Source organism: Echinicola sediminis, from assembly GCF_054777495.1.
In genome coordinates, this window is the sequence record NZ_BAAHAP010000024.1 from 21,288 (window position 1) to 43,482 (window position 22,195).

Sequence of the window (22,195 nt, forward strand, 5' to 3'; positions counted from 1 at the left end):
TATTGCAGGAGTAAATCAATCGCTAAATAAAGAACCCAACTATGGCTTACATTGAACCGGCTCCCATAAAGGATAAAGAAAATCCTTTGGAGTCAATGATGGAGAGGTTTAACATTGCTGCTGAAAAACTCGGGCTTTCAGATGAAGTGTATAATGTGCTGAAAAACCCGGCAAAGCAGGTCATTGTGTCGCTGCCGATTACAATGGACAATGGAAAGATCAAGGTTTTTGAAGGAATCAGGGTAGTGCACTCTAACATACTGGGGCCTGCCAAGGGCGGGATCAGGTTTGCTCCCGATGTGCACATTGATGAGGTCAGGGCATTGGCGGCCTGGATGACCTGGAAGTGTGCTGTAGTGGACATCCCCTATGGGGGAGGCAAAGGCGGCGTGCGATGCAATCCGCGGGAAATGTCCCCGGGAGAAATTGAGCGGCTTGTCAGGGCATATACCTTGGCCATGATTGATGTTTTTGGGCCGGACAAGGATATTCCTGCACCGGATATGGGGACAGGGCCCAGAGAAATGGCCTGGCTGATGGATGAGTACTCTAAGGCGCATGGCATGACCGTAAATGCCGTAGTGACCGGCAAGCCCCTGGTTTTGGGGGGCTCACTGGGTAGAACGGAGGCAACGGGAAGAGGGGTAATGGTATCGGCCCTTTCGGCTTTGGAAAAACTTAAAATCAATCCGTTTCAGGCCACCTGCGTAGTGCAGGGCTTTGGGAATGTAGGGTCCTGGGCGGCTTTGCTCTTGGAAGAAAGAGGGCTTAAGATCGTGGCCGTATCCGATATTTCTGGGGCTTACCATAACAGTAATGGTATTAATATTCAGGAAGCCATAGATTATAGAAACAAGAATAACGGAATTTTGGAGGGGTACAAGGGGGCAGAAAAAATGGCCAATGCGGAGGAGATATTTGAATTGGCCGTGGATGTTTTGGTTCCCGCAGCAGTGGAAGATGTAATTACCAAGAAAAATGCAGATAAGATCAAGGCAAAGTTGATCGTGGAGGGCGCCAATGGCCCCACTTCGTTCAATGCCGACCAGGTCATCAATGAAAAGGGCATCATGGTGGTGCCGGATATTCTGGCCAATGCCGGCGGGGTGACAGTTTCTTATTTTGAATGGGTCCAAAACCGTCTGGGCTACAAATGGACTGCAGAAAGGGTGAACAGAAGGTCCGACCGGATCATGAAAGAAGCCTTTGACCACGTTTACAAAGCATCCGTAAAATACAATGTGCCGATGAGGATTGCTGCCTATATCGTGGCCATTGATAAGGTTGCTCAAACTTATACTTACCGAGGCGGTTATTAGTAGCAGACTGTATCCAAAAGCAGCGGCTTAAAACCAGAAACAGTATAGTTGGTCTGGAAAGAATCTCCAGACCAACTTTTTTTGATGCTGTTCATGTCCATAGGTTGTTCTGTTGTGCTCAGATGGGCTTTTTAAAACTTATAAGTCAAGCAAGAAGACTGATGCTTTTCACGATTATTTTGATTAAATTAATAAGGAGAATGTGCTGATTATCAGCAGGAAGTGTGAGGTGCGTGGTTAGTTAGCTTCTGAAAAGGAACCTTCAACAGTGGGTTATGACGATTAAATCAAAATATTCGGATCGATTGGAGGATTTGAAGTCAATTCATCCCTTCTCGGACAGCTTTTTAGGAGCTGTGCTGGATTCTTATTATCAAATTAAGGCCGGATCTATAATAGAAATGAAAGAAAAATTCATCAATGCGGAGGTGGATACCTTGGTGGATTCCTTTGATATTAAAGGGCATGATCAATATATACCTGAGGCGGAAGGCGCTCAGCACCTGATTTCCCTTTTGCAATCCGGCGACGAGCAAAAGCATATTTTTCAAAAACACGGCGTGTCTTTTCAAGTGCTCAAGAAAAAAATAATGAGCCTCACCCGTGCGCAGTCTCATTTCCTTACTATCGAAATCCTACTGTTTCTTGCCAAATATCCCAACTGGAAGGAAAGCTCCGTCAAGATGGAGCGTCTTTACCGGAATCTATTGACGGTGGAAACGGTAGAAGGATCAAAGTGAAAAGAGCATAATACCTATCTCAAAGCGGTCTTTTGTAAAAAAGCTGACTATTCTTGTATCTTCAAACTAATTTTTTTCTTTAACAAACCGATAAATATTGGCAAATTGCAGGCGATTTTATATCCGGTTTGCAAAATGTTTGCATTTTCCGAACTAAATTTTGCTGTAAATCATTGATTTATATTGAATTAATAGGTTTGTAATGACAATTCACAAAGAAGGAAGAAAATTACTGTTTTGGATGATGGTAATATTGGCAGGCATCAATTATGCTTCGCACCAACTGATTCCGGGACAGGATCTGGCTCTTAACCTTATCCTGCTGGCCAGTATTATTATTTACCTGTTGGTGCTGCAGTTTTTCAGAAACCCTACTATTCCCATGCCGGATGATGAAAGTTTGGTGTATGCACCTGCAGACGGCAAGGTGGTGGTCATAGAGGACGCGGAGGAAGATGAATTCCTGAACGAAAAGAGAAAGCAGATTTCTATCTTTATGTCCCCGGTCAATGTCCACGTAAACCGTTCTCCGGTAAGTGGTATTGTGGAGTACTTTAAGTATCACCCGGGCAAATACATGGTGGCTTGGCATCCCAAGGCAAGTTATGAAAATGAGCGCACGACGATGGTTATCCGACATGCAAAAACGGATGTGAAGCTGTTGGTAAGACAGATTGCAGGTGCTGTAGCGAGAAGGATCAAATATTATGTGAAGGAAGGTGATCCTTTGGTTCAGGGAGGAGAGTTCGGTTTTATCAAATTCGGCTCCCGGGTGGACGTGTTTGTTCCCTTGGATGCGGAAATACTGGTAAACATTGACGATGTTACCAAAGGAGGGATCACTCCATTGGCTAGATTAAAATAGCAACAAGTTGTTTTATCCAATAAAAAAGGCTATCGATCACGATAGCCTTTTTGTATTTAAGATCAAGAAGTTTATTCCTGATTTAACTGATAAATTCCTTTTCTCTTTTCACTGTACAAATCAGCCAGACCGGGCAGGTGATGAATAAGGGCTTTAAAAGTGCCTTCCTGGTCATAGATCAATTCTGGCTTTTCAGTTATAAAGTGGAGGTAGACCTCCATCATTTTTTCATGGCTGTCGTAGCTGGTTAAAATGCGTTTGGACAAGCGGTAATTGAGATACGGGCTGGCCAGTCGGGCATTTAGATAAGGACTGATTTCGTCCCCTAGTACCACTATTTTTCCGTTAGCGTTTTTTGCAGGTTGGTTTAAGGTATAGTTCCAGTTTTTTTGTGGCTGGCTTTTGTAAACAGCCCAGCTGTAGCCTACCCCTAAGACCAGTAGTAGGAACAGGTAAAACAATAGGGTGGACTGTTTTTTATTGCGGACATAGATGAAGATCTGGCTGATAAAATAGGTCAGTCCGGGTAGGATGACCAACATTTGATAGGGGGTTCTCCTATTGGCGACAAAGATGGACAGCAGGGCAAAGATGGAAAAGAGAATCATCAGCTGCTTTTGTTTTTGCTGGTTGACCGTGATGCTTTTGGTGACAGTTCCCAGTAAAAAGCCAATGGAGGAAAAGACAATGGGAGCGGCGATCAATATCAGCAGATCAATATAGGTCACGTGGGGATAGCTGCTGGTAATTCTCGTGGCCAGGATAAATTCATTGATAAACTCCCTTAGGCTGCCAATCCAAAAGAAGTAGATACAGCACAGCAGAAAGGGTTGGAAATAGCCTACCAGCGAAAGAATTAGTTGCTGGAAAGAAAAGCCACTTACGGATATGCCGGTGACAATCAGAAAGGGCAGAAAAATGACAAGAGGGAAATGAAAACAGGCTGCGATACCACCATAAAGGCCTACAAGCAGCACCGATTCGGTATTTTCTTCATTGATGAGGGTTTGTGAAAACAGCTGCTTCAGTGCCAAGATGATAAAGGTACTTCCCATCAAAGCCGGTGAGAGTGTCAGCAGGTCAAAGGAAAAGTGGAAAAGAATCACCATCACCAATGCGGGGATGTAGGTATTGTCTTCAAAGGCCCTGTATTTGGTGAACAATCTATTGACATAGATGATTTGAAACAGGATGACAATTGCGGCGAGGGATTTATAGGTCCACCAAGAGCGCCCCACCGATAGGTCGATAAGCCAATAAACGTAAGCGGATAACGGGCCGATGTCATCGATGACGCCTTTATAGAGAAAGTGGCCGTCCCCAATTCTTTCACCGACCAGCATCCAGGAAAGTTCGGGTGCCAACAAAGGAATATTCATCAGCAAATAGGGAATGCTAAAGATGATCAAAAGCAATGCTATTGCGATGATTCTGAAGGGATCGTTGATGCGGAAAAAGCTGAGCAAAGGTTTTGACGGTTGATGGTTAAGTCTTCTGAACGTACGTAATTCTCCGCTTTCTTGTCGGCTGGTTTCGCATGGCGTTCCTGCCAAGGTAAGGACAGCCTGAGCTTAGTTAGCCTCTGTCCAGATGGATTGGAGGCGTTTGCCGGAGCTCCCTTGCTGACATAATTGCGGATATACGGATACGAAATTAAATGTTAGTCATTTAATTCACTAAATTTGTAAAGACAATTATTCAATATGGAAAGCAAGAGACAGCAAAAGTATTCAAAGTTAATTCAAAAAGAGATAGGGGAAATTTTTCAACGGGAGAGTAGGCCTCTGGTCGGAAATGCCATGGTTACGGTAACCAGAGTGTTTATGAGCCCTGATCTGGGGGTGGCCAAGATCTATCTGAGTTTTTTGTTAGCCAATAATAAGGAACTGTTTGAGAAAATAAATTCCCATAAAAAGGAAATCCGAAAAAACTTGGGGATGAGGATAGGTAAATCAGTTAGGGTTATTCCCGAGTTGGTGTTTTATCCTGATGATTCATCGGCCTATGCCCAACATATGGACAAGATTATCGGAGATTTAGATATTCCTGAGCCCTCTGATGATGAAGATGAAGGGGAAGAAGACTGATTCTTCAAAAGAATTCGTTAACTTTTCAGATTGTCCATCACCAGTTAAAAGTTGTGCGCCCTAGAAACCCAGATTATCAGTGAACCTCTCCTTTTTCATCGCTTCCAGGTATTTTAGAAGTAAAAAGAAAAGAAACTTCATCAATGTGCTCTCCAGGATAGCCATGATCGGAGTAGCCGTGGGTACCATGGCCCTGATCATTGTGCTTTCTGTTTTTAATGGATTGGAGGATCTTATCCGGGGATTATATGCTTCTTTTGATGCCGAGCTGAAAATTGAGGCGGTAAAAGGTAAATCTTTTGAAGTTTCTGAGAGTTGGAAGGATAGCTTGAGAAATGTGAATGGGGTGGAGTCTTTGATAGAAGTGATTGAGGATAATGCACTGATGAAATACGGTGACGATCAGCTCGTCGTCACCATGAAGGGCGTTACGGGGGAGTTTTTGGATGAGGAACGTTTTAGTCATGGGGTTTTTTCCGGAGAATTGACCTTAGGGACAGAAGAGCGGCCGCAGGCCATTTTGGGCAGGGGAGTTGGCTTTTTTTTAGGGGTAGACCCTGACAATGAATTTGAAAATTTGAGAATGTTCTATCCAAAGGCCCCAAGGGCCGGGAGCATAGATCCCCGTCAAATGTACAATTCCGACAGGCTAGGCTTTGCGGGTTTTTTCAGCGTGGAGAAGAAGTTTGATGATAATTATGTGGTGGTGCCTCTGGGATTTGCACGTGATCTGATGGACTATGGGGACAAGCGGACTTCTTTGGAAGTGATGGTCGGGGAAGGCTTTAAGGTGGAGGATGTCAAGGCTGATTTAAAGGAAATACTTGGCGATGCATTTACGGTCAAAGATCGGGACGAGCAGCATGCAGGATTGATCAGGGCCATCAAAGTGGAGAAGCTTTTTGTATTCATTACACTGACTTTTATTTTGGCAGTGGCATCATTTAATATCTTCTTTTCTTTAAGCATGTTGGCCATAGAAAAGAAAAAGGATATCGCCGTCATGTTGGCTATGGGGGCTTCGGAAAAGTTGATCCGCTCGATCTATATCAAGCAGGGAGCAATTATTGCCTTTTCGGGGGCGATAAGTGGCCTGGTTTTGGGGTACCTGTTTTGTGTATTGCAAGAAACCTTTGGTATCATTTCTTTGGGAGTGGCATCATCGGTGGTCAATGCATATCCCGTTAAACTCATCTGGACGGATTTTGTGTGGACCAGCCTCAGTGTGATCGTCATCACCTTTCTTGCCTCTTACCGGCCTGCGAGTATTGCTTCCAAGGTCAATACCGTAGAAAATTTATAGGTGCTGATAATAGGTCATTGCTGATGCCCAAAAGGCAACAGCAATGAAAGTAAGATTAGGGCAAGTATTAATAAGAAAAAGTTTTTTTGAATTCCAGTTTGGCCAGGCGGTACTCGTTGTTGTATTGACCTAGAACGACCATTTCATTGCCGGATATTTGCTTGCAGGCAGATGGTTTGGTTAGAATATTGAGGTCTTTTGACATGGAAATCATGCTTTTTTGGGCATTTCCGTTCCAGTCTATTTCCACCATGGCTATTAAAACATCTTTTTTTGCTGATCTTGGTGTGAAGAGGACCGGTTCGCAAATCCCTTTCTTTTGGTTTTGAACATTGTCATTGAAAATTAAGTAGATTTTATCATGCAGCACTGCGGGTGCATAGGAGGAGAAGAAACTGTAGCCCTTACTGGAGGATTGGTGTTTTTGGACTTTTCTTGTCCACATGATCTTTCCATCGGGGTCGATACTTGTAACAGCAATGTGGTTAAAAGAAATTTGGGCAGTAGGGAGATCTGTGCGGCGGTCAATTTTGAGTGTTCGAGTGGCCTGCTCGGCTATTAATACTACCGCTCCGTCATTCCTTAAGTGAAATTCCCCTGGCAAATAAGTATATAGCGCCATTTCTTTTTTGGGGTAAACATGGCGTTCTTCATGTCTGAGCATCTCCCTGTCAAAAGCCTTGAAACTTTTCAGGGCCATGGCCTTTAATGAATCAGCCATTTGGATAAAATAGCTCCCTGCTTGATCAGCGCGGTCCAAGTCCTGATAAAATCCTGCCAAGATCAAGCTTCCTTGTGCGTTCAGGCCCATTTGCATGTTGATCAAAAACTTTCCGTCCAATGCCGGCCGGTGCTCCGTGATGTTTCCTGAATTTGGATCGAATGCGAGCACCTGGAATTGGTAATTTTGATTCCAGAATTTTTCCAGGTCTTTTTTTCTTTCAGCTGTTTTGGCCAAAAGATAGGCGTTTCCGTCCTCATCTAACAGGTAATTAACCACTTCGAACGTCCCTTTTTTGTAAGGGGTGTTGAAATTTTTCCCCCACTTCGTCTGTAAGTTTTTATCCAAGACGGTTAAGTGAACAGTTGTGCCGCTTTCCTTCTTGTTTTCCGACCAATGTGCAAGCATCAATGAATTCCCGTCGCAGGACTTTTTAAAGACGAAGGAGGGGTGAGCCGGAGAAGACCAGCGTTCATTAGGGACGGTCGTAAGTTCGACGATCTCCTCTTCTAGTGCTAAGGTGTGTTTGTCTATTTTCTGTGCCAAAAGTGTTTTGGCACCTTTCTTTTGATCCCGTATGCTATATAGGCAATACAGGTTTTCACCGATTTCAATAATTTTCTCAAATGTAGGCTTGGAGTCTGGTTTTGAAGGGATCAGTTCTCTGAACTTCTCAAGATGCATGTCATGATTATAATATTCCAATACAGGAAAGTCTTCTTCTCCCCTCAGTTCATGTCGCAGTTTGGTTTTGGTAATGTAAATGCCGTTGTAGTCATTTCCTACAATTTGGTGGGGCATTAATTTCTTCTGAACGAAATGTACTTTGCCCAAATGCATTTCAGTGCTAGGTGAAAGGGGGACTTGGGAATACGCTAGTTGGTAGCTGACTACAGCAATAAACAGCGCGATTGCTAAACGGGAAATTGTGCCGGGTTTCCAAGAGGTGAGGGATGGTTGGAGGGGGTGCTGATGGCTCGGGTCGAAAGATGATAATTTTTTTTCCATTTTATTTTTCAGTTAGAGTATCAAATCAAGTGTTTGATCAAGCGGTCAAACCCTTTTTTATTGAAACGGGTAATGGTAAAACTATTTGAAATACAAAAAAATAAGATCTGAACTACGAATATATGTTAATGATCGGTAAAAAATCGTTGATATCCAAAATTTAACTATAGTTTTTTGCTTTTCGTATATTAAAAAATGCTTTTAATAAATTTGTTTACACTAGCTTGTATTTGAAGTGCGATAAGGTGCAGTTGGTTTGAATGATAGCGTCTGCTTGTTGAAAAAATAGCCCCAACAGTAAGGCAAAGGCGGTTTTACGTCAGGGAGGAGGGAGTGTCTAAGAGGCTATAAAATCCCGTTTTTCCTTTTCGTTTTGCTATTAAAAGTTCGAATAATTAGTTACTTTGCAAGCTAGTATATTTTAGAAAATTACTACCTCATAGGGAGTTTTGTGTAAGCGATAGTGTAGTGTCATATGAAAGTTTCACCTGATCAGCCATTTGAAATTGTTTATTCACTTTTCAGCCATGAATATTTAGGGATTCTTTTTGAGTCTTTTGTAATTCAGTTGGATGAAAAGGGCAGGTTATCCTATGCCTATCAGAATATTGCCCATCAAAATGCGCATGAGTTTGCAAGAGGCTTGGACGAGGAGGACTATGAGCTGATCAAGCTGATGGACAGCATGCAGCATGATGCTATTGCGAAGCAGTTTAATACCAAGAAGCTGAAGCCCAAGGAATATTTGAGGAGGGTGTACGACACCAATAGCGAATCTGTATCCAACAAGGAGATCAGGCAGCTTATTGAGATTAAGCTGGAAGGGCTCAGGGCAAAGATCCTGGAGAAGATTAAAGGGAAGAGGCTGTTTGAAATGGGCAATGATGGGAATCCTATCTGGAAGGAAATTGATGTGATGCCTCAAAAGGCAACAGTGTTGTTTCATTTCAGGCGCAACGAGGACAATACCCACTATTTTCCTACCCTAAAGTACGATGGAGAGAAAATGGACTGGCAATACAAGGGAGGCTATTTGATTTGTGAGCAGCCTGCCTGGTTGGTGGTAAACAACAGCCTCTATAACTTTGAAAAGGATGTGGACGGTAAGAAGCTGAAGCCTTTCCTGAACAAAAAATTCATTGTTATTCCCAAAAACGTAGAGGAATCCTACTATAAAAAATTCATTACCCAGTTGGTGGCGTCTTTTGATGTATATGCCAAAGGGTTTGATATAAAAGTTCAAAGAAGCCAGCCAGAGGCCTTGTTGAGCCTTAGTGACCTTCCCGGGAATGGTGGAAGTACGGATCTTTTTGGCCAGGCTCAGGAGTCGGCCGAGGAGGACAAGATCGTTTTTGATCTCAGGTTTCAATACGGAGACTATTCTTTCCGGTCAGAGGAGAAGAAGACCAATAATGTGGAGCTGGAGCAAAGAGGGGATAATTATGTGTTCCATAAGGTGATCCGTGATCTGGAAAGGGAAAAATCCTATGGGGACTATCTAAAGGATCTGGGTTTGCCCGTAAGGGCTTCCCGTTTTAGTTTGGGAAAATCCAAAGCCTTTGATTGGCTCAATTCCAATCGGGAAGCACTTGAGGGAATGGGGGTGAAAATATTGCAGAACCAAAGTGTAAAAGGAAAGCGGTATTTTATTGGCAGGGCTTCCATCAAAGTGGAGGTCAAGGAGAACATAGATTGGTTTGACGTCAATGCACTCATCAAATTCGGGGAATTTGAGGTGCCTTTTTCCCAGATCAGGAAGTTGCTGATAAAGGGTAAGGCTGAATTTGAACTGCCCAATGGCGAGATAGCCGTGATTCCGGATTCCTGGTTTGTGAATTATTCCGAAATCTTCTCCTTTTTGGAAGTGGGTGAGGAGCATCAAAATAATATGATGCTGAAAAAGCACCATATTGCTTTGGCCCAGGAGCTGGAGAAAGGGCAACTGATAGATCTGACTTTAAGCAAAAAACTGGAAAGGCTGAAGGACTTTAGCACCTTGGAGTCTTATGAATTATCCCCGCTTTTTAAAGGGACGTTAAGGCCCTACCAAAAGGCAGGTTATGACTGGTTAAGATTTCTCAATGACTATAATTTTGGAGGCTGTCTGGCCGATGACATGGGCCTTGGGAAAACCGTGCAGACATTGGCTTTGCTGGCACATGAGAAAAGCAGGACAGAAGGCACTACTTCACTTTTGGTGATGCCTACTTCCTTGATATACAATTGGGAGGTGGAAGCCAGAAAGTTCACCCCTGATCTTAACATTCTGGTGTATACCGGCTCCCAAAGGGTAAAGGACAGCAGTCAGTTTTCAAAGTATGATCTGGTCCTTACATCCTATGGGATTACCAGATTGGATGTGGACATCCTCAAAGGGTTTTTCTTCAATTATATCATTTTGGACGAATCCCAGGCCATCAAAAACCCGGGAAGTATCATCTCCAAAGCCGTCAACCAATTGGTGTGTAAGCACCGGTTGATCCTGACCGGTACGCCAGTGGAAAACGGTACCATGGACCTGTGGTCGCAGATGAATTTCGTCAATCAGGGCTTATTGGGCAGTCAGGGCATGTTTAAAAAGCAGTTTCTTCAGCCCATCGAGAAGAAAAGTGACATGGACAAGGCTGCTAAACTTCATGCCATGATCAAGCCTTTTGTTTTGAGAAGGTTAAAAACCCAAGTGGCTACAGATTTGCCGGAGAAGGTGGTCAATGTGAAGTACTCCAATATGACCACCGAACAGGAAAAGGCCTACGAAGAAGTGAAGGCCTATTACCGTGAGAAGATCGTTCAGGAGATGAGTATCCCCGGAATGAACCGGCAGGCCTTTACCTTACTGAGAGGGCTTACCCAGCTTAGACAAATCGCAAATCATCCAAGATTGACCGACTCTTCTTATACCGGGGATTCCGGTAAAATGGAGGATGTCATTCATATGCTTGACTCCACTGTCAGTGAGGGGCATAAGGTATTGGTGTTTAGCCAGTTTGTAAAGCACCTGTCCATCGTGAAAGAGTACTTGGATGAACATAAGATTGCCTATGCTTATTTGGATGGCACGACTAAAGATCGGCAGGCTCAGGTGGATTCCTTCCAAAATGACGACAAGGTAAAGATTTTCCTCATTTCCCTAAAGGCTGGTGGTGTAGGTCTGAACCTGACCAAAGCAGAGTATGTGTTTTTGCTGGATCCTTGGTGGAACCCTGCCGTGGAGGCCCAGGCGATAGACCGGGCGCATAGGATAGGCCAAGAAAACAAGGTGATGATTTATAAGTTTATCACCCATAACAGTGTGGAGGAAAAGATCATGGCCCTTCAGGAAAAGAAAATGGCCCTTGCCGGGGAGCTGATCAGCACAGAGGAAAGCTTTGTAAAGAGCCTCAACAAGGAAGATATCGAAGCGCTGCTTACTTAAGCTCTTGTATTCCTGTTTCCCAGAAAGGTAGGTGGTTTGATTTGTCAAACAATTTTGTGGGATATGATGGCTTAGAACCAAAAATACTATATTTTTAGCTACGGCTAATTTTGAACCTTAATACTTTTATCACATAATATGGAGAGTGCAATTTTGATCATCCAGTGCAAAGACCAGAAAGGCATTGTAGCTGCGGTGACCCAGTTTTTATATTTCCACAATGGTAATGTGGAAGAGGTAGATCAATATATCGATAATGAAACGGGAGACTTCTATATGCGGGCCAAGTGGGAGCTGGAAAGCTTTGCCATCAAGAAGGACCAGATAGAAAGGATTTTTTCAGAAACGGTCGGCCAAAAGTTTGCCATGAACTTCAGCCTGCATTTCAATCAGCCCAGGCCGAAGATGGCCATTTTCGTATCGAAATTTTCACATTGTCTGTTTGATATACTTTCCAGGTTTTATTCTGGGGAATTTGATGTGGAAATTCCCATGGTGATTTCAAACCATGAAAAGTTGAAAGCCGTCGTGGAGGCATTTGGTATCCCGTTCTATTATTTTCCGATCAACAAGGAAAATAAGTTGGAGCAGGAGCAAAAACAGCTGGCACTCTTGAAAGAGAAGGGGGTTGATTTTGTGGTATTGGCCAGGTATATGCAGATATTAAGTCCTGATTTTATTGCCCAATATCCCAGTAATATCATCAACATCCACCATTCTTTCCTTCCTGCTTTTGTGGGGGCAAAGCCATATCATGCCGCTTACAAGCGAGGAGTGAAGATCATTGGGGCCACGGGCCATTATGTCACAGAAGAGCTGGATGCAGGGCCGATAATCGAGCAGGACATTGCCCGTGTAAAGCATCATAATACCATAGAGGAGTTGGTACAGATAGGGCAGGATGTGGAAAAAGTGGTGCTGTCCAAGGCCATTAAATACCATATTGCCAAAAAAGTGATGGTGATGGGGAATAAGACGATCATTTTCAATTAAGCCTTCTTGCCCAAGCCGATGGATAACAAAAAGGTGCCTTTCTTTTAAGAAGAGCACCTTTTTTTGTGTGTTATTAATTTTCCACCTGCTGAAATTCCACCGTGATATTGCCGTCACCGTCAAAGAATACCATGCGGTCTGCTGTAGTGGTATATTTCTCACTCATTTCAAGAGAACTCAGGTAGGCGGTTTGTAGGACTTTGTCCTCGCAGCCCTGGGTATCGGTGTATAAGGTTGAAAATTTGACTTTGTCGCGGTTATAGACTGCTTTGCCTCTGAATTCGTCGCAGGGAGCCTGTCCCGTCACATCCTGGCCTTCTCCAAATTCCAAGGTCAGTTCAGCAAGTTGTTCATTGGTAGCAGGGGCCCCATTGATAGACCTTACTTTCCAGGTGTAATTGCCGATATCGGTCGGGCCTCCGCAAGAAAACAGGGTAAAAGAAACCAATCCTACAATAAATAGTGTCTTTAAGCACTTCATTTTGATCAATCCGTTTTGTGGTTTTAAAATCAATTATACTTTGTCATTTGCTGTTTGTTCAAAAAACCTGACCGGTTTTTTAAAAAGGTACAACGAAATGACCTGTTAAGTGTTTATTTTACCACAAATACCGTACTTAAATTGATTTCGGTGACAAATCTTCATCAAACCGGGCAAAATCAGCAGGTATTAGTACACGATTTTTCGTGGGATTTCCTGGGGCAGCCTGGTCAATAGTTCATAGTTGACCTGTTGGGTGGTTTCGCTGAAGGAGGCTACGGTGATTTCACTGCTGTTCTGTTTGCCGATGATGACAACCTCATCGCCTTTTTTAGGATCTTTTAGATCGGTGATGTCTACGGTAATGGAATTCATGGTAACGGTGCCGACGACAGAAACCATTTTGCCCTGGATGAGCACCTTCCCTAAATTGCTGAGCATTCTGCTGAAGCCATGGGAATAGCCTACGGGGACCATGGCTACCCGCATGTGCCGTGGGGCCATATATGAATTGCCATAACCAATGAAATCGCCTATCTCCACCTCTTTGATGCTCATGATGACACTTTTCCAGCTGATCAATCTTTTGAGCGGGTTTTTTCTGTTGGCGGCGAGTTGCTTGAATTTGCTCATATAGGTTTCCTGGCTGGGCCAGAAGCCATATTGCAGGATGCCGATACGCACCATGTCCATGATGGTTTCAGGATAACTAAGCGATGCAGCCGAGCAGGCGGTATGGTAAAGGCCGAATTTCACATTGGCCTTATCAAACCATGATTTGAATTTCTGAAATTGTTTGATCTGGTTTTGGATACGGACATAATTGGCAATGCTTTCGGCTCCGGCAAAGTGGGTGCAAAGTCCGCTCAGCTCCAGAAGATCAGGGTGCTGATGAAGGATGTCCGTAAGAAATTCCTTTTCGCTCCAGTCAAATCCTGTTCGATGAAATCCGGTTTCCACCTCAATATGGATTTTGGCTTTGATGCCGAGTTTGCGGGCGACTTTTATGGCAGCCATCAAACGGTCAAACTCAAAGACGAAAAAACTGATCCCCCGTTTGATGATCCATTCAAGGTCTTTATTGTCTACCATCCCCATGATCATGATATGGCTGTCCTTGGTGATGGAATTATAAGCCCGAAAAGCTTCATCAGCGCTGAAGGCGCTAAAATGCCGGATTCCCACGCTTTCGGCAATGCGCACCATGTTTTCTATACCATGCCCATAAGCATTGCCTTTTATGACGGAAGATATCAAGGTTTCATTGCCCACCTGACTTTGGATAAATTTGATGTTTCTACGATAAGCCGACTTGCTGATTTCTATTCGGGAAGTATGCTGCATTGTTTTTTAGGATTGCGTAAAGAATTTAATAGTGGGGTTTTAAGGGGAGTCAACGGTGAATCTGGTCGATGATGTTCGCAAAAATCTTGACTCCAGTGGGGATGATGTCATCAGGGAAATCGTAGCTAGGTTCATGTAGCTGGGGTAGTTTGTTGCCCGCGCCCAAGCCGAAGAGCATGGTGGATGTGTGTGCCGAAAAATGCCCAAAATCCTCCGACCAGCGGAAAGGTATCCGTATATGCTTGGTTTTAAGGCCTAAATTCTTGGCTGCTTCGTTGGTGTAATGCCAGGCTTTGTCATCGTTTATCGTGCTGGCAAACATTTCTGTATACGAGATCGAAAGGGAGAGATGATATTCCTTTGCGATCAATGTGGACAAGGCTTCCGCAAAATGGGTCAGCTCAGCCATGGTCTCATCATCAAAGGTGCGGAGGGTGGCCCTAAGGGTAGCTTCTCCCGGTGTGGTGCCGAAAGCGATTTCTCCCAATTGGGCATTGACCACCGTGATCAAACTGAATGCATCCATGCTGGATGGAATGGCTTGAAGCCCTACGATCAGCTTGGCCAAAGCTTCAGCGGGACTGTTTCCTGCTTCAGGATGAGCAGCATGTGAGGTCCTGCCCTTCAGGTGGAGGATCATTCCTTTTGAGGCGGCTGCAAAAGCGCCTTTTTTGAGGATGACTTCATTTTCTGGGTACCCGGGCAGGTTGTGCAGGGCAAAGGCAAAGTCAGGCTTGATCTTGCTAAAGTTCTTGTCCTTGATGACCTTTTCGGCCCCTTCTCCTGTCTCTTCTGCAGGTTGGAAAAGCAAGACCGCCTTGCCCTTAGGAAGTGGCCAGTCCGAAAGAAAGTGGCCCAGACCAGCCACTATGGCCATGTGCCCATCATGGCCACATACGTGGGACCTTCGCTCGGAAGTGCTGCTGTGGGCAAAAGTATTTTCTTCTTGAATAGGCAGGGCATCCAACTCGCAGCGGAAGAGTGTGGTTGGTCCCTTTTCCTTGCCTTCGTAAAGAAAAGCCAGACCATTGCCCCCTAGATTTTCAAGGGTTTTTTGAGGATGCAAATCCTGAAAAAAATCTTTGATACGTTGGGCGGTCTGGGTTTCTTGACCAGATAGTTCCGGATTTTGATGGAGTTCCCTTCTAAGTTTGACCAGGCGTTGAAGATCGGTTTTTTTCATGTTTAGCAAGTTACTTTCTGATATAAATTAGAACTTTCAGCATAATTGATCAAGTGTTTGGGGAGTTTATAACCAAGGCTTTGTTCAGAAAACCTGCATAATTCGTGCAGAAATTATATCCTGTATCCCAAATACTTAAATGATTTAGCGGAAGTATGGGTATTTTTTCCGAACTTATTTATCTTCATTTTTGCTTCACTATATACGCTAAACGAAAAGCTTATGACTGCAGAACAACAACAAGCGATTACTGATGAGATAGAAAACTTAAAGGCTTCATTGACCGGCGACATGTTTAAAGACATGGAGATCAGGGATAAGATCCATAATCTCGAAATGCAGCTTAATGGAACCAAGCCTATGGACAGTCATTTTGACTGTATAGGCTGCGGAAGCTAAAAGCATGTTTTTGTGAGAAAATTTAAGGGTCCTTTGGGACCTTTTTCTATTTTTGGGGCTGAGAAATAAAATTGAAGTAAAAAAGTTAGTTCTTTTTTTTATGAACTAACAAAACTTTTACTATGTTTGTATCGTTAAGTTCCAAAAAAGGGAGTAATATATGAAATTGACATCGAAGCAACAGGAAATCATCGAGCGGATCGGCGTCTTTTTTGAGAAGAAAGGACATCAGCCCATATTGGGAAGGATAATGGGCCTGCTGCTGGTGTTGGAAGAAGCAGAGGCGACCTTTGATGAGATTCAGGAATACTTGTCGGTCAGTAAAAGCGCTGTAAGCAATGCCCTGACACTGCTCCAAAGCCTGGACAAGGTGGAGTATACAACCAAGCCCGGTGAGAGGAAGCGTTATTTCAGGCTGAAGGCCAGAAATTGGAGAACGGACATGCAGGAGGACATGCAGGGGATCTTTAAGATCAATACGTTGCTTAAAGAGGTAATGGCAATGCGTTCAGAAAAGAATAAAGAATTCAATAAATGCATCATCGAATTTCAACAGTTTATTGATTTTTTGAGAGAAGAGATGCCCAAATTGATCGAGAAATATGATCGGCTTCACAGTTGATATATTTTTTTGTTCAAAAGGTTCTTTAAATACAGAACTAAGTAATATATAAGGAATTAACTATAATTTAATAAAATGAAAAAACAAAATTGGATTGGGCTGTTCCTCACATTAATGTTGGCGAGCAATGTCATGGCCCAAAATGCCATAAGGGAAGGGGAGGTTTTTGACCTTCAAAAATGTATCGAGTTGGGCTTAAAGCACAATACGAATATTAAAAAGGCCCAGCTGGATGAACAGGCAGCCCGTTATCAACGAAAAGAAATTACGGGTACAGGGCTTCCACAAGTAGAGGCTTATGGTAGCTACAACAATTTCCTGGATGTATATCCCCAAGCCATTCCAGGGGGAGTCCTCAATCCTGATTCTGATCCTAATGGGGTAGATGTGATTTCTTTTGGTGTGCCACAGAGTGTAAAAGCGGGAGTGCAGGTAAACCAGTTGATTTTCAGCCAATCCTACCTGGTGGGTTTGAAGGCAGCCACGAGTTCGGAGCAGTTTTACAGGCTGATGACCCAGATGACCGAAGAGGACATCACCTACGATATCGCTTTGAATTATTATGGCGTGATCGCTACACAGCTGCAGATGGACAACCTTGAAGCCAATTATGACAAGCTGAAAAGGCTGGAAGAGATCATCAAGGCCCAATATGAGAATGACTTGGCCAGGAAAGTGGACTATAACCGGGTGAAAGTAAACCTGACGACGCTGGAGGCAGAAATGGACAATCTGGAGATTGGCATAGAGCAGCGCACCAACTACCTCAAACTGGTGATGGGATTGCCGGTGGATCTGGATTTGAAACTGGCAGCTTACGATTTTTCCGACAGAAATTTGCCTTACCAGGCTTTGCAGGCGGATGCTAACTTGAGCGAGCGCTTTGATCTTCAGGTGTTGGACAAGAAGTTGGAATTAAACGATCTGAACATTAAAAATATCCAATCAGGATACTATCCTACTTTGGCGGCCTTTGCCGATCTCAACTACAATGCCTTTTCGAAGAAGTTTGATTTCATTTCAGACAGCCATGTTTGGTACCGCGGAGCGCTTGTAGGACTTCAACTGAACATTCCGATTTTCGACGGGCTACAGAAGAAAAATAAAATTGCCCAAGCCAGGGTGGAATCCGAGAAGATGCAGTACGACCGGTACATGGCAGAGCAAAATGCCCAAGCGGAATACCTGAATGCCAGCAAAAAGCTTCAAAACAGCATCAGCAGCCTGCAGGCCCAGGAATCTAATCTGGAATTGTCCGAAACGGTATTTGACGAGACCTCCCAGCTGTATCGGGAAGGCTTGTCTCCACTGACCGATCTGTTGAATGCAGAAACCGCCTTAAGGGAAGCACGCGCCGCTTATTTCAATCAGGTCATCAATGTAAAAACCGCCGAGGCAGATCTCTACCGATCTACAGGGCAGATAGAAAGAATCATCAAATAATAGGAAAAATAAAGAGGTTGTTTCCTCAAATAACATATCATCAAAAGCTATGAAAAAGATTATCACACCTTTAGTATTGGTCGCCATTGCGGCAAGTATTGGCTTTACACTTTTTAAGAATAAGCAAGAAATGGAGGTAAAAGCCGAACAGGCCATGAAAACCAGTGAGGCGATACCGGTTAGAACCCAAGTGATCAAAAAAACCGAAAACGAGATTTCATTCCTTTCCAACGGAACCTTCCAGCCCAGTCAGGAGCTGAAGTTGAAATCAGAGGCAAGCGGTAAAGTATTGAAGATTTACAAGAAGAAGGGAGAATATGTTCGCAAAGGGGATGTCATAGTGAAGCTGGACGATGAGCTGCTGCAGTCGGAGCTAGCCATTGCGGAAGTCAAGCTACAGCAGAGTAAAAGGGACCTTGTACGCTATGAAAACCTTGCGGGCACTGAGGCGATTACCGAAAAACAACTGGAGGAAATCCGAAATGGGGCAAAGATGTCCGAGTCTGAGGTGAAGATGATCAAGAAACGCTTGGCCAATACTTTGATCACCGCGCCCATTTCCGGATATATCAATGAAGACCATATCGAGATCGGTACGCTGATGAGCCCGGGGATGGATGTAGCGGATATTGTCAATGTCCAACCGCTCAAATTGGTGGTGAGTGTCTCTGAGATGGAGATAGCCCGCATCAACAAAGGCGATGAAGTAGGGATAAAAGTGGGGGTGATGCCCGAAAATGAATTCAAAGGCAAGGTGACATTTACCAGCCATAAAGGAGACGCTTCACTGCGCTACGAGGTGGAAATCGAATTGGAAGGGAATACTGATCAAATCAAGCCGGGGATGTTTGCTTATGCATCGTTCAACTATCCTGCTGAAGAAGCCATTCTGATCGACAGAAAGGCCTTGGTCAGCGGAGTGAAAAAGCCTGAAGTATTTGTAGTGGAGAACGGCATAGCGGTACTGAAGGAAGTGAAGTTGGCCCAGATGGGGGAAAACAAGCTCGTGTTGCTGGATGGATTGAAAGAAGGGGATAAGCTGGTGACTTCAGGCTTGATCAACCTTAAGGACGGTACTGCGGTAAGTGAACTGTAAGAAAAAATAGAAGGAAATGCAGATAACTAAAATATCCATACAACGGTCCACCCTGGTGGTGGTACTGTTTACCATTTTGACCTTGCTGGGACTGTTTTCTTACAGCCAGATGTCTTATGAGCTTTTGCCTAAGTTCAGTCCCAATGTCGTGACGGTTTCCACCATGTATCCAGGCGCAGCACCCTCAGAGGTGGAGAACTCCGTGACCAGGAAACTGGAGGATGCGCTGGCTTCCCTCGAGGGGATAGATGTGATGAAGTCCACATCACTGGAGAGTTTTTCCATCATTACCATCGAACTGGATGATGATGTGAATGTGGATGTCATCCTTCAGGATGCGCAGCGGAAAATAGATGCTGTATTGGCCGATTTGCCAGAGGATGCGGATCCGCCTTCCTTGGGCAAATTCAGCTTGGATGATATGCCGATCATGCAGATGGGAGCCTATTCTTCCCTGACTGCCACGGAATTTTATGACCTGATGGACCAGCGGATACAGCCGACCTTGTCACAGATTGACGGGGTAGCTCAGGTAAACTTGTTGGGTGGTGCAGAAAGGGAAATCAAGGTCAACCTTGACCAAAACAAGCTGGAAACCTATGGTATTTCGCCCTTGCAGGTGAATCAGGCGATTGCTTCGGCCAATCTGGACTTCCCTACGGGGAAATTGAAGAGTGATGATGAACAAATCCTGATCCGACTGGCGGGGAAGTTTGGTCAAGTGGATGAGATAGGAGAGTTGGTTGTAGCTTATGCTGAAGGTTCGCCCATCAAAATCAAGAATGTGGCAGAGGTGGTAGACTCTAGTAAGGACGAGGAGATCCTTAGTAGGTTGAATGGCAACAGCGCCATAGGTATCACGATCCAAAAGCAGTCTGATGCCAATGCGGTGGATGTGGCAGAGGAAGTTAATGCGGCTTTGGTCGGATTGGAAACCACTTATCAGGACCAAGCGCTGAGGTTTGAAATTTCGCAGGACTCTTCTGAGTTTACGCTGGAGGCAGCGGATGCCGTAATTCATGATCTGGTCATTGCTGTGGGATTGGTGGCGGTCATCATGCTTCTTTTCTTGCACAGTTTCCGGAACGCGGTGATTGTGATGATTGCGGTACCGGCTTCCATTATTGCAACCTTCACCGTGATGTACCTGGCTGGTTTTACGCTGAACCTAATGAGCTTACTGGCCCTTTCTTTGGTGGTAGGTATTTTGGTGGATGATGCCATTGTGGTGATCGAGAATATCTACCGGCATATGGAAAAGGGAAAGTCTGCCATTCAGGCTTCTTATGATGGTATCCGTGAGATCGGAGGGACAGTGACTTCCATTACCTTGGTGATTGTGGTCGTGTTTGTGCCACTTTCCATGACCGGTGGATTGATTGCAGGTATCCTGACCCAATTTAGTATTACGGTAGCTGTGGCCACCCTGATGAGTTTGCTGGTGGCTTTTACCTTGATTCCGCTATTGACTTCGCGTTTCTCGAAATTGGAGCATATCAATCCCAAAAGTGTTTTTGGAAGGATAGTGAACGGGTTTGAGGCCATGTTGGACGCTTTTATTGATTGGCTGACCGGCATCTTGAAGTGGGCTTTTAACCATAAGGTGCTTACCCTGGCAGTGACCTTTGTGATGTTTGTTTCTTCCTTTATGCTGGTGAGTAATGGTTTTATCGGCAGTGAGTTTGTCAGTGAAGGAGACAAGGGAGAGTTTATCATCCGTCTGGAGCTGCCAAAATCGGCGACTTTGGAGGAAACCAATTTTACCACCAGGGAAGCCGAGAATTTTATTACCAAAAATCCATTGGTCACCAGTGTGTTCACTACGGTAGGGCAGACCACCGGTAGCATGTCGGGAAGCCAGGCTACCCCATATGCATCGGAAATTACGGTAAAAATGGTGGATGCAGAAAAGCGTAATATCTCTGCTCCGGAGTTGGCCAAGGAAATGGAGATTGCTTTGGAGGAAAATATAGTTGGGGCTGAATTTACTGCAGTTCCGATCAGTATCACCGGTACGGCCAATGATGCCCCTATTCAGATTGTACTTTCCGGCCCTGATCTGGATACCCTCAAAAATTTCTCCGACCGTGTGTTGGCAGTGGTGGAGAAAGTGCCGGGCACGAGAAAAGTGGAGACTTCCATGGAGGATGGAAATCCCGAGATACGGGTCGAGGTAGATAGGGCAAAAATGGCCGATTTAGGATTGGACATGTCCATGGTAGGGGGTACCATGCAGGTAGCCTTCAACGGTAATAGTGATACCAAATACCGGGACGGTGATTATGAATACGACATCAATATCCGGATGGATGAGTTTGACAGAAGATCGGTGAGGGATATTGAAAACCTGGCATTTGTAAACAATAAGGGACAGACCGTTTTGCTCAAGCAATTTGCCCAGGCCATCCCTTCTGAGGGGCCTAGCCAGCTTCAGCGTCAGGATAGGATCAGCTCTGTGACTGTTCAGTCCCAGGTGTCCGGAAGAACCACCGGTACTGTAGGAGCGGAGATCCAAGCTGCCATAGCCAGTATGGAAGTTCCCAAGGAGGTCAGTATTTCTTACGAGGGGGACCTTAAGATGCAGGAAGAAGGTTTTGGCAGTCTTGGCGTGGCTTTGCTGGCTTCCATCCTACTGATTTACCTGATCATGGTGGCCTTGTACGATAACTATGTCTATCCTATGGTGGTAATGTTTTCCCTGCCATTGGCGGTGATCGGAGCCTTGTTGGCCTTGGCATTGTCCAGTTCTTCCCTTAGCATCTTCTCCATCTTGGGTTTGATCATGCTGATGGGACTGGTAGCGAAAAACGCGATTATGTTGGTGGACTTCACCAATCAGTTGAAGGATGCGGGACTGGAGGTAAAGGCGGCATTGATCAAGGCGGTGGAGATCCGTTTCCGTCCGATCCTGATGACGACCTTGGCGATGGTGTTTGGTATGTTGCCGATTGCAATGGCTTCCGGAGCCGGTGCGGAGTGGAAAAATGGTTTGGCATGGGCGCTTATCGGAGGTTTGATCTCCTCCATGTTCTTGACCATGGTGGTGGTGCCGATCATTTACTACCTGTTTGATAGGATGCTGGCCAAATTTGGAAAAGACAAGAAAAAGGAAATCGAAATTGAAGAATCCGAGCTGGTGGAAGCGGAGTCAGAGGTAGCAGAATACGTATAGTGTG

General features: G+C 44.6%; 17 protein-coding genes. 12 read left to right on the forward strand and 5 right to left on the reverse strand.

Features of this window, described 5'->3' with window-relative positions; all coding sequences use genetic code 11:
• The first annotated feature begins 41 nt into the window (after positions 1–41).
• The 3 genes from ACYVAA_RS08435 to ACYVAA_RS08445 all read left to right on the forward strand — a co-directional run bounded on the left by ACYVAA_RS08435 (position 42) and on the right by ACYVAA_RS08445 (position 2,924).
• Positions 42–1,319, forward strand: coding sequence for a Glu/Leu/Phe/Val family dehydrogenase (locus ACYVAA_RS08435; RefSeq protein WP_460540479.1), 1,278 nt, complete (start codon positions 42–44; stop codon positions 1,317–1,319).
• 275 nt (positions 1,320–1,594) lie between these two features.
• Positions 1,595–2,059 (forward strand): hypothetical protein, encoded by a 465-nt coding sequence (locus ACYVAA_RS08440; RefSeq protein ID WP_460540481.1) that lies wholly within the window; start codon positions 1,595–1,597, stop codon positions 2,057–2,059.
• Positions 2,060–2,261: 202 nt separating this feature from the next.
• Positions 2,262–2,924 carry a phosphatidylserine decarboxylase gene (locus ACYVAA_RS08445; protein WP_460540483.1) on the forward strand — a complete coding sequence of 221 codons (663 nt, stop codon included), beginning with the start codon at positions 2,262–2,264 and terminating at the stop codon, positions 2,922–2,924.
• Positions 2,925–2,995: 71 nt separating this feature from the next.
• On the opposite strand, the gene ACYVAA_RS08450 is transcribed toward ACYVAA_RS08445, so the two are convergent.
• Positions 2,996–4,477 carry a hypothetical protein gene (locus tag ACYVAA_RS08450; RefSeq protein WP_460540485.1) on the reverse strand — a complete coding sequence of 494 codons (1,482 nt, stop codon included), beginning with the start codon at positions 4,475–4,477 and terminating at the stop codon, positions 2,996–2,998.
• 150 nt (positions 4,478–4,627) lie between these two features.
• On the opposite strand from ACYVAA_RS08450, the gene rbfA reads away from it, so the two are divergent.
• Together rbfA and ACYVAA_RS08460 are read left to right on the forward strand one after the other, a co-directional pair.
• On the forward strand, positions 4,628–5,011 hold the full coding sequence (rbfA, locus tag ACYVAA_RS08455) for a ribosome-binding factor A (RefSeq protein WP_460540487.1): 384 nt from the start codon (positions 4,628–4,630) through the stop codon (positions 5,009–5,011).
• 79 nt (positions 5,012–5,090) lie between these two features.
• On the forward strand, positions 5,091–6,314 hold the full coding sequence (locus ACYVAA_RS08460) for an FtsX-like permease family protein (protein WP_460540489.1): 1,224 nt from the start codon (positions 5,091–5,093) through the stop codon (positions 6,312–6,314).
• 67 nt (positions 6,315–6,381) lie between these two features.
• On the opposite strand, the gene ACYVAA_RS08465 is transcribed toward ACYVAA_RS08460, so the two are convergent.
• Positions 6,382–8,043: a hypothetical protein gene (locus tag ACYVAA_RS08465; RefSeq protein WP_460540491.1), complete on the reverse strand. Its 1,662-nt coding sequence runs from the start codon at positions 8,041–8,043 to the stop codon at positions 6,382–6,384.
• A gap of 475 nt (positions 8,044–8,518) precedes the next feature.
• Here ACYVAA_RS08465 and ACYVAA_RS08470 point away from each other — a divergent pair, with 475 nt between their 5' ends.
• Complete coding sequence (locus ACYVAA_RS08470; protein WP_460540493.1) at positions 8,519–11,458, forward strand: DEAD/DEAH box helicase; 2,940 nt, start codon at positions 8,519–8,521, stop codon at positions 11,456–11,458.
• 138 nt (positions 11,459–11,596) lie between these two features.
• Positions 11,597–12,451 carry a formyltetrahydrofolate deformylase gene (gene purU, locus ACYVAA_RS08475; RefSeq protein WP_460540495.1) on the forward strand — a complete coding sequence of 285 codons (855 nt, stop codon included), beginning with the start codon at positions 11,597–11,599 and terminating at the stop codon, positions 12,449–12,451.
• A 73-nt stretch (positions 12,452–12,524) separates the two neighbouring features.
• Here the strand turns inward: purU and ACYVAA_RS08480 are convergent, their stop codons facing one another.
• The 3 genes from ACYVAA_RS08480 to ACYVAA_RS08490 all read right to left on the reverse strand — a co-directional run bounded on the left by ACYVAA_RS08480 (position 12,525) and on the right by ACYVAA_RS08490 (position 15,459).
• Positions 12,525–12,932 carry an META domain-containing protein gene (locus ACYVAA_RS08480; protein WP_460540497.1) on the reverse strand — a complete coding sequence of 136 codons (408 nt, stop codon included), beginning with the start codon at positions 12,930–12,932 and terminating at the stop codon, positions 12,525–12,527.
• A gap of 189 nt (positions 12,933–13,121) precedes the next feature.
• The gene (gene alr / locus ACYVAA_RS08485; protein WP_460540499.1) at positions 13,122–14,276 is read right to left on the reverse strand and encodes an alanine racemase; all 1,155 of its coding nucleotides are present in this window, start codon (positions 14,274–14,276) and stop codon (positions 13,122–13,124) included.
• Between the two features lie 49 nt (positions 14,277–14,325).
• On the reverse strand, positions 14,326–15,459 hold the full coding sequence (locus ACYVAA_RS08490; RefSeq protein ID WP_460540501.1) for a zinc-binding metallopeptidase family protein: 1,134 nt from the start codon (positions 15,457–15,459) through the stop codon (positions 14,326–14,328).
• A 222-nt stretch (positions 15,460–15,681) separates the two neighbouring features.
• Between ACYVAA_RS08490 and ACYVAA_RS08495 the strand changes: the two genes are divergently transcribed.
• The 5 genes from ACYVAA_RS08495 (at position 15,682) to ACYVAA_RS08515 (ending at position 22,191) form a co-directional block, all read left to right on the forward strand.
• Positions 15,682–15,858 (forward strand): hypothetical protein, encoded by a 177-nt coding sequence (locus tag ACYVAA_RS08495; RefSeq protein ID WP_460540503.1) that lies wholly within the window; start codon positions 15,682–15,684, stop codon positions 15,856–15,858.
• A 160-nt stretch (positions 15,859–16,018) separates the two neighbouring features.
• Positions 16,019–16,480, forward strand: coding sequence for a GbsR/MarR family transcriptional regulator (locus ACYVAA_RS08500; RefSeq protein ID WP_460540505.1), 462 nt, complete (start codon positions 16,019–16,021; stop codon positions 16,478–16,480).
• 75 nt (positions 16,481–16,555) lie between these two features.
• Complete coding sequence (locus ACYVAA_RS08505) at positions 16,556–17,923, forward strand: TolC family protein (protein WP_460540507.1); 1,368 nt, start codon at positions 16,556–16,558, stop codon at positions 17,921–17,923.
• Positions 17,924–17,972: 49 nt separating this feature from the next.
• Complete coding sequence (locus ACYVAA_RS08510) at positions 17,973–19,019, forward strand: efflux RND transporter periplasmic adaptor subunit (RefSeq protein WP_460540509.1); 1,047 nt, start codon at positions 17,973–17,975, stop codon at positions 19,017–19,019.
• 16 nt (positions 19,020–19,035) lie between these two features.
• A complete protein-coding gene (locus ACYVAA_RS08515; RefSeq protein ID WP_460540511.1) occupies positions 19,036–22,191 on the forward strand; it encodes an efflux RND transporter permease subunit in 3,156 nt (1,051 codons plus the stop codon).
• Positions 22,192–22,195: the final 4 nt, after the last annotated feature.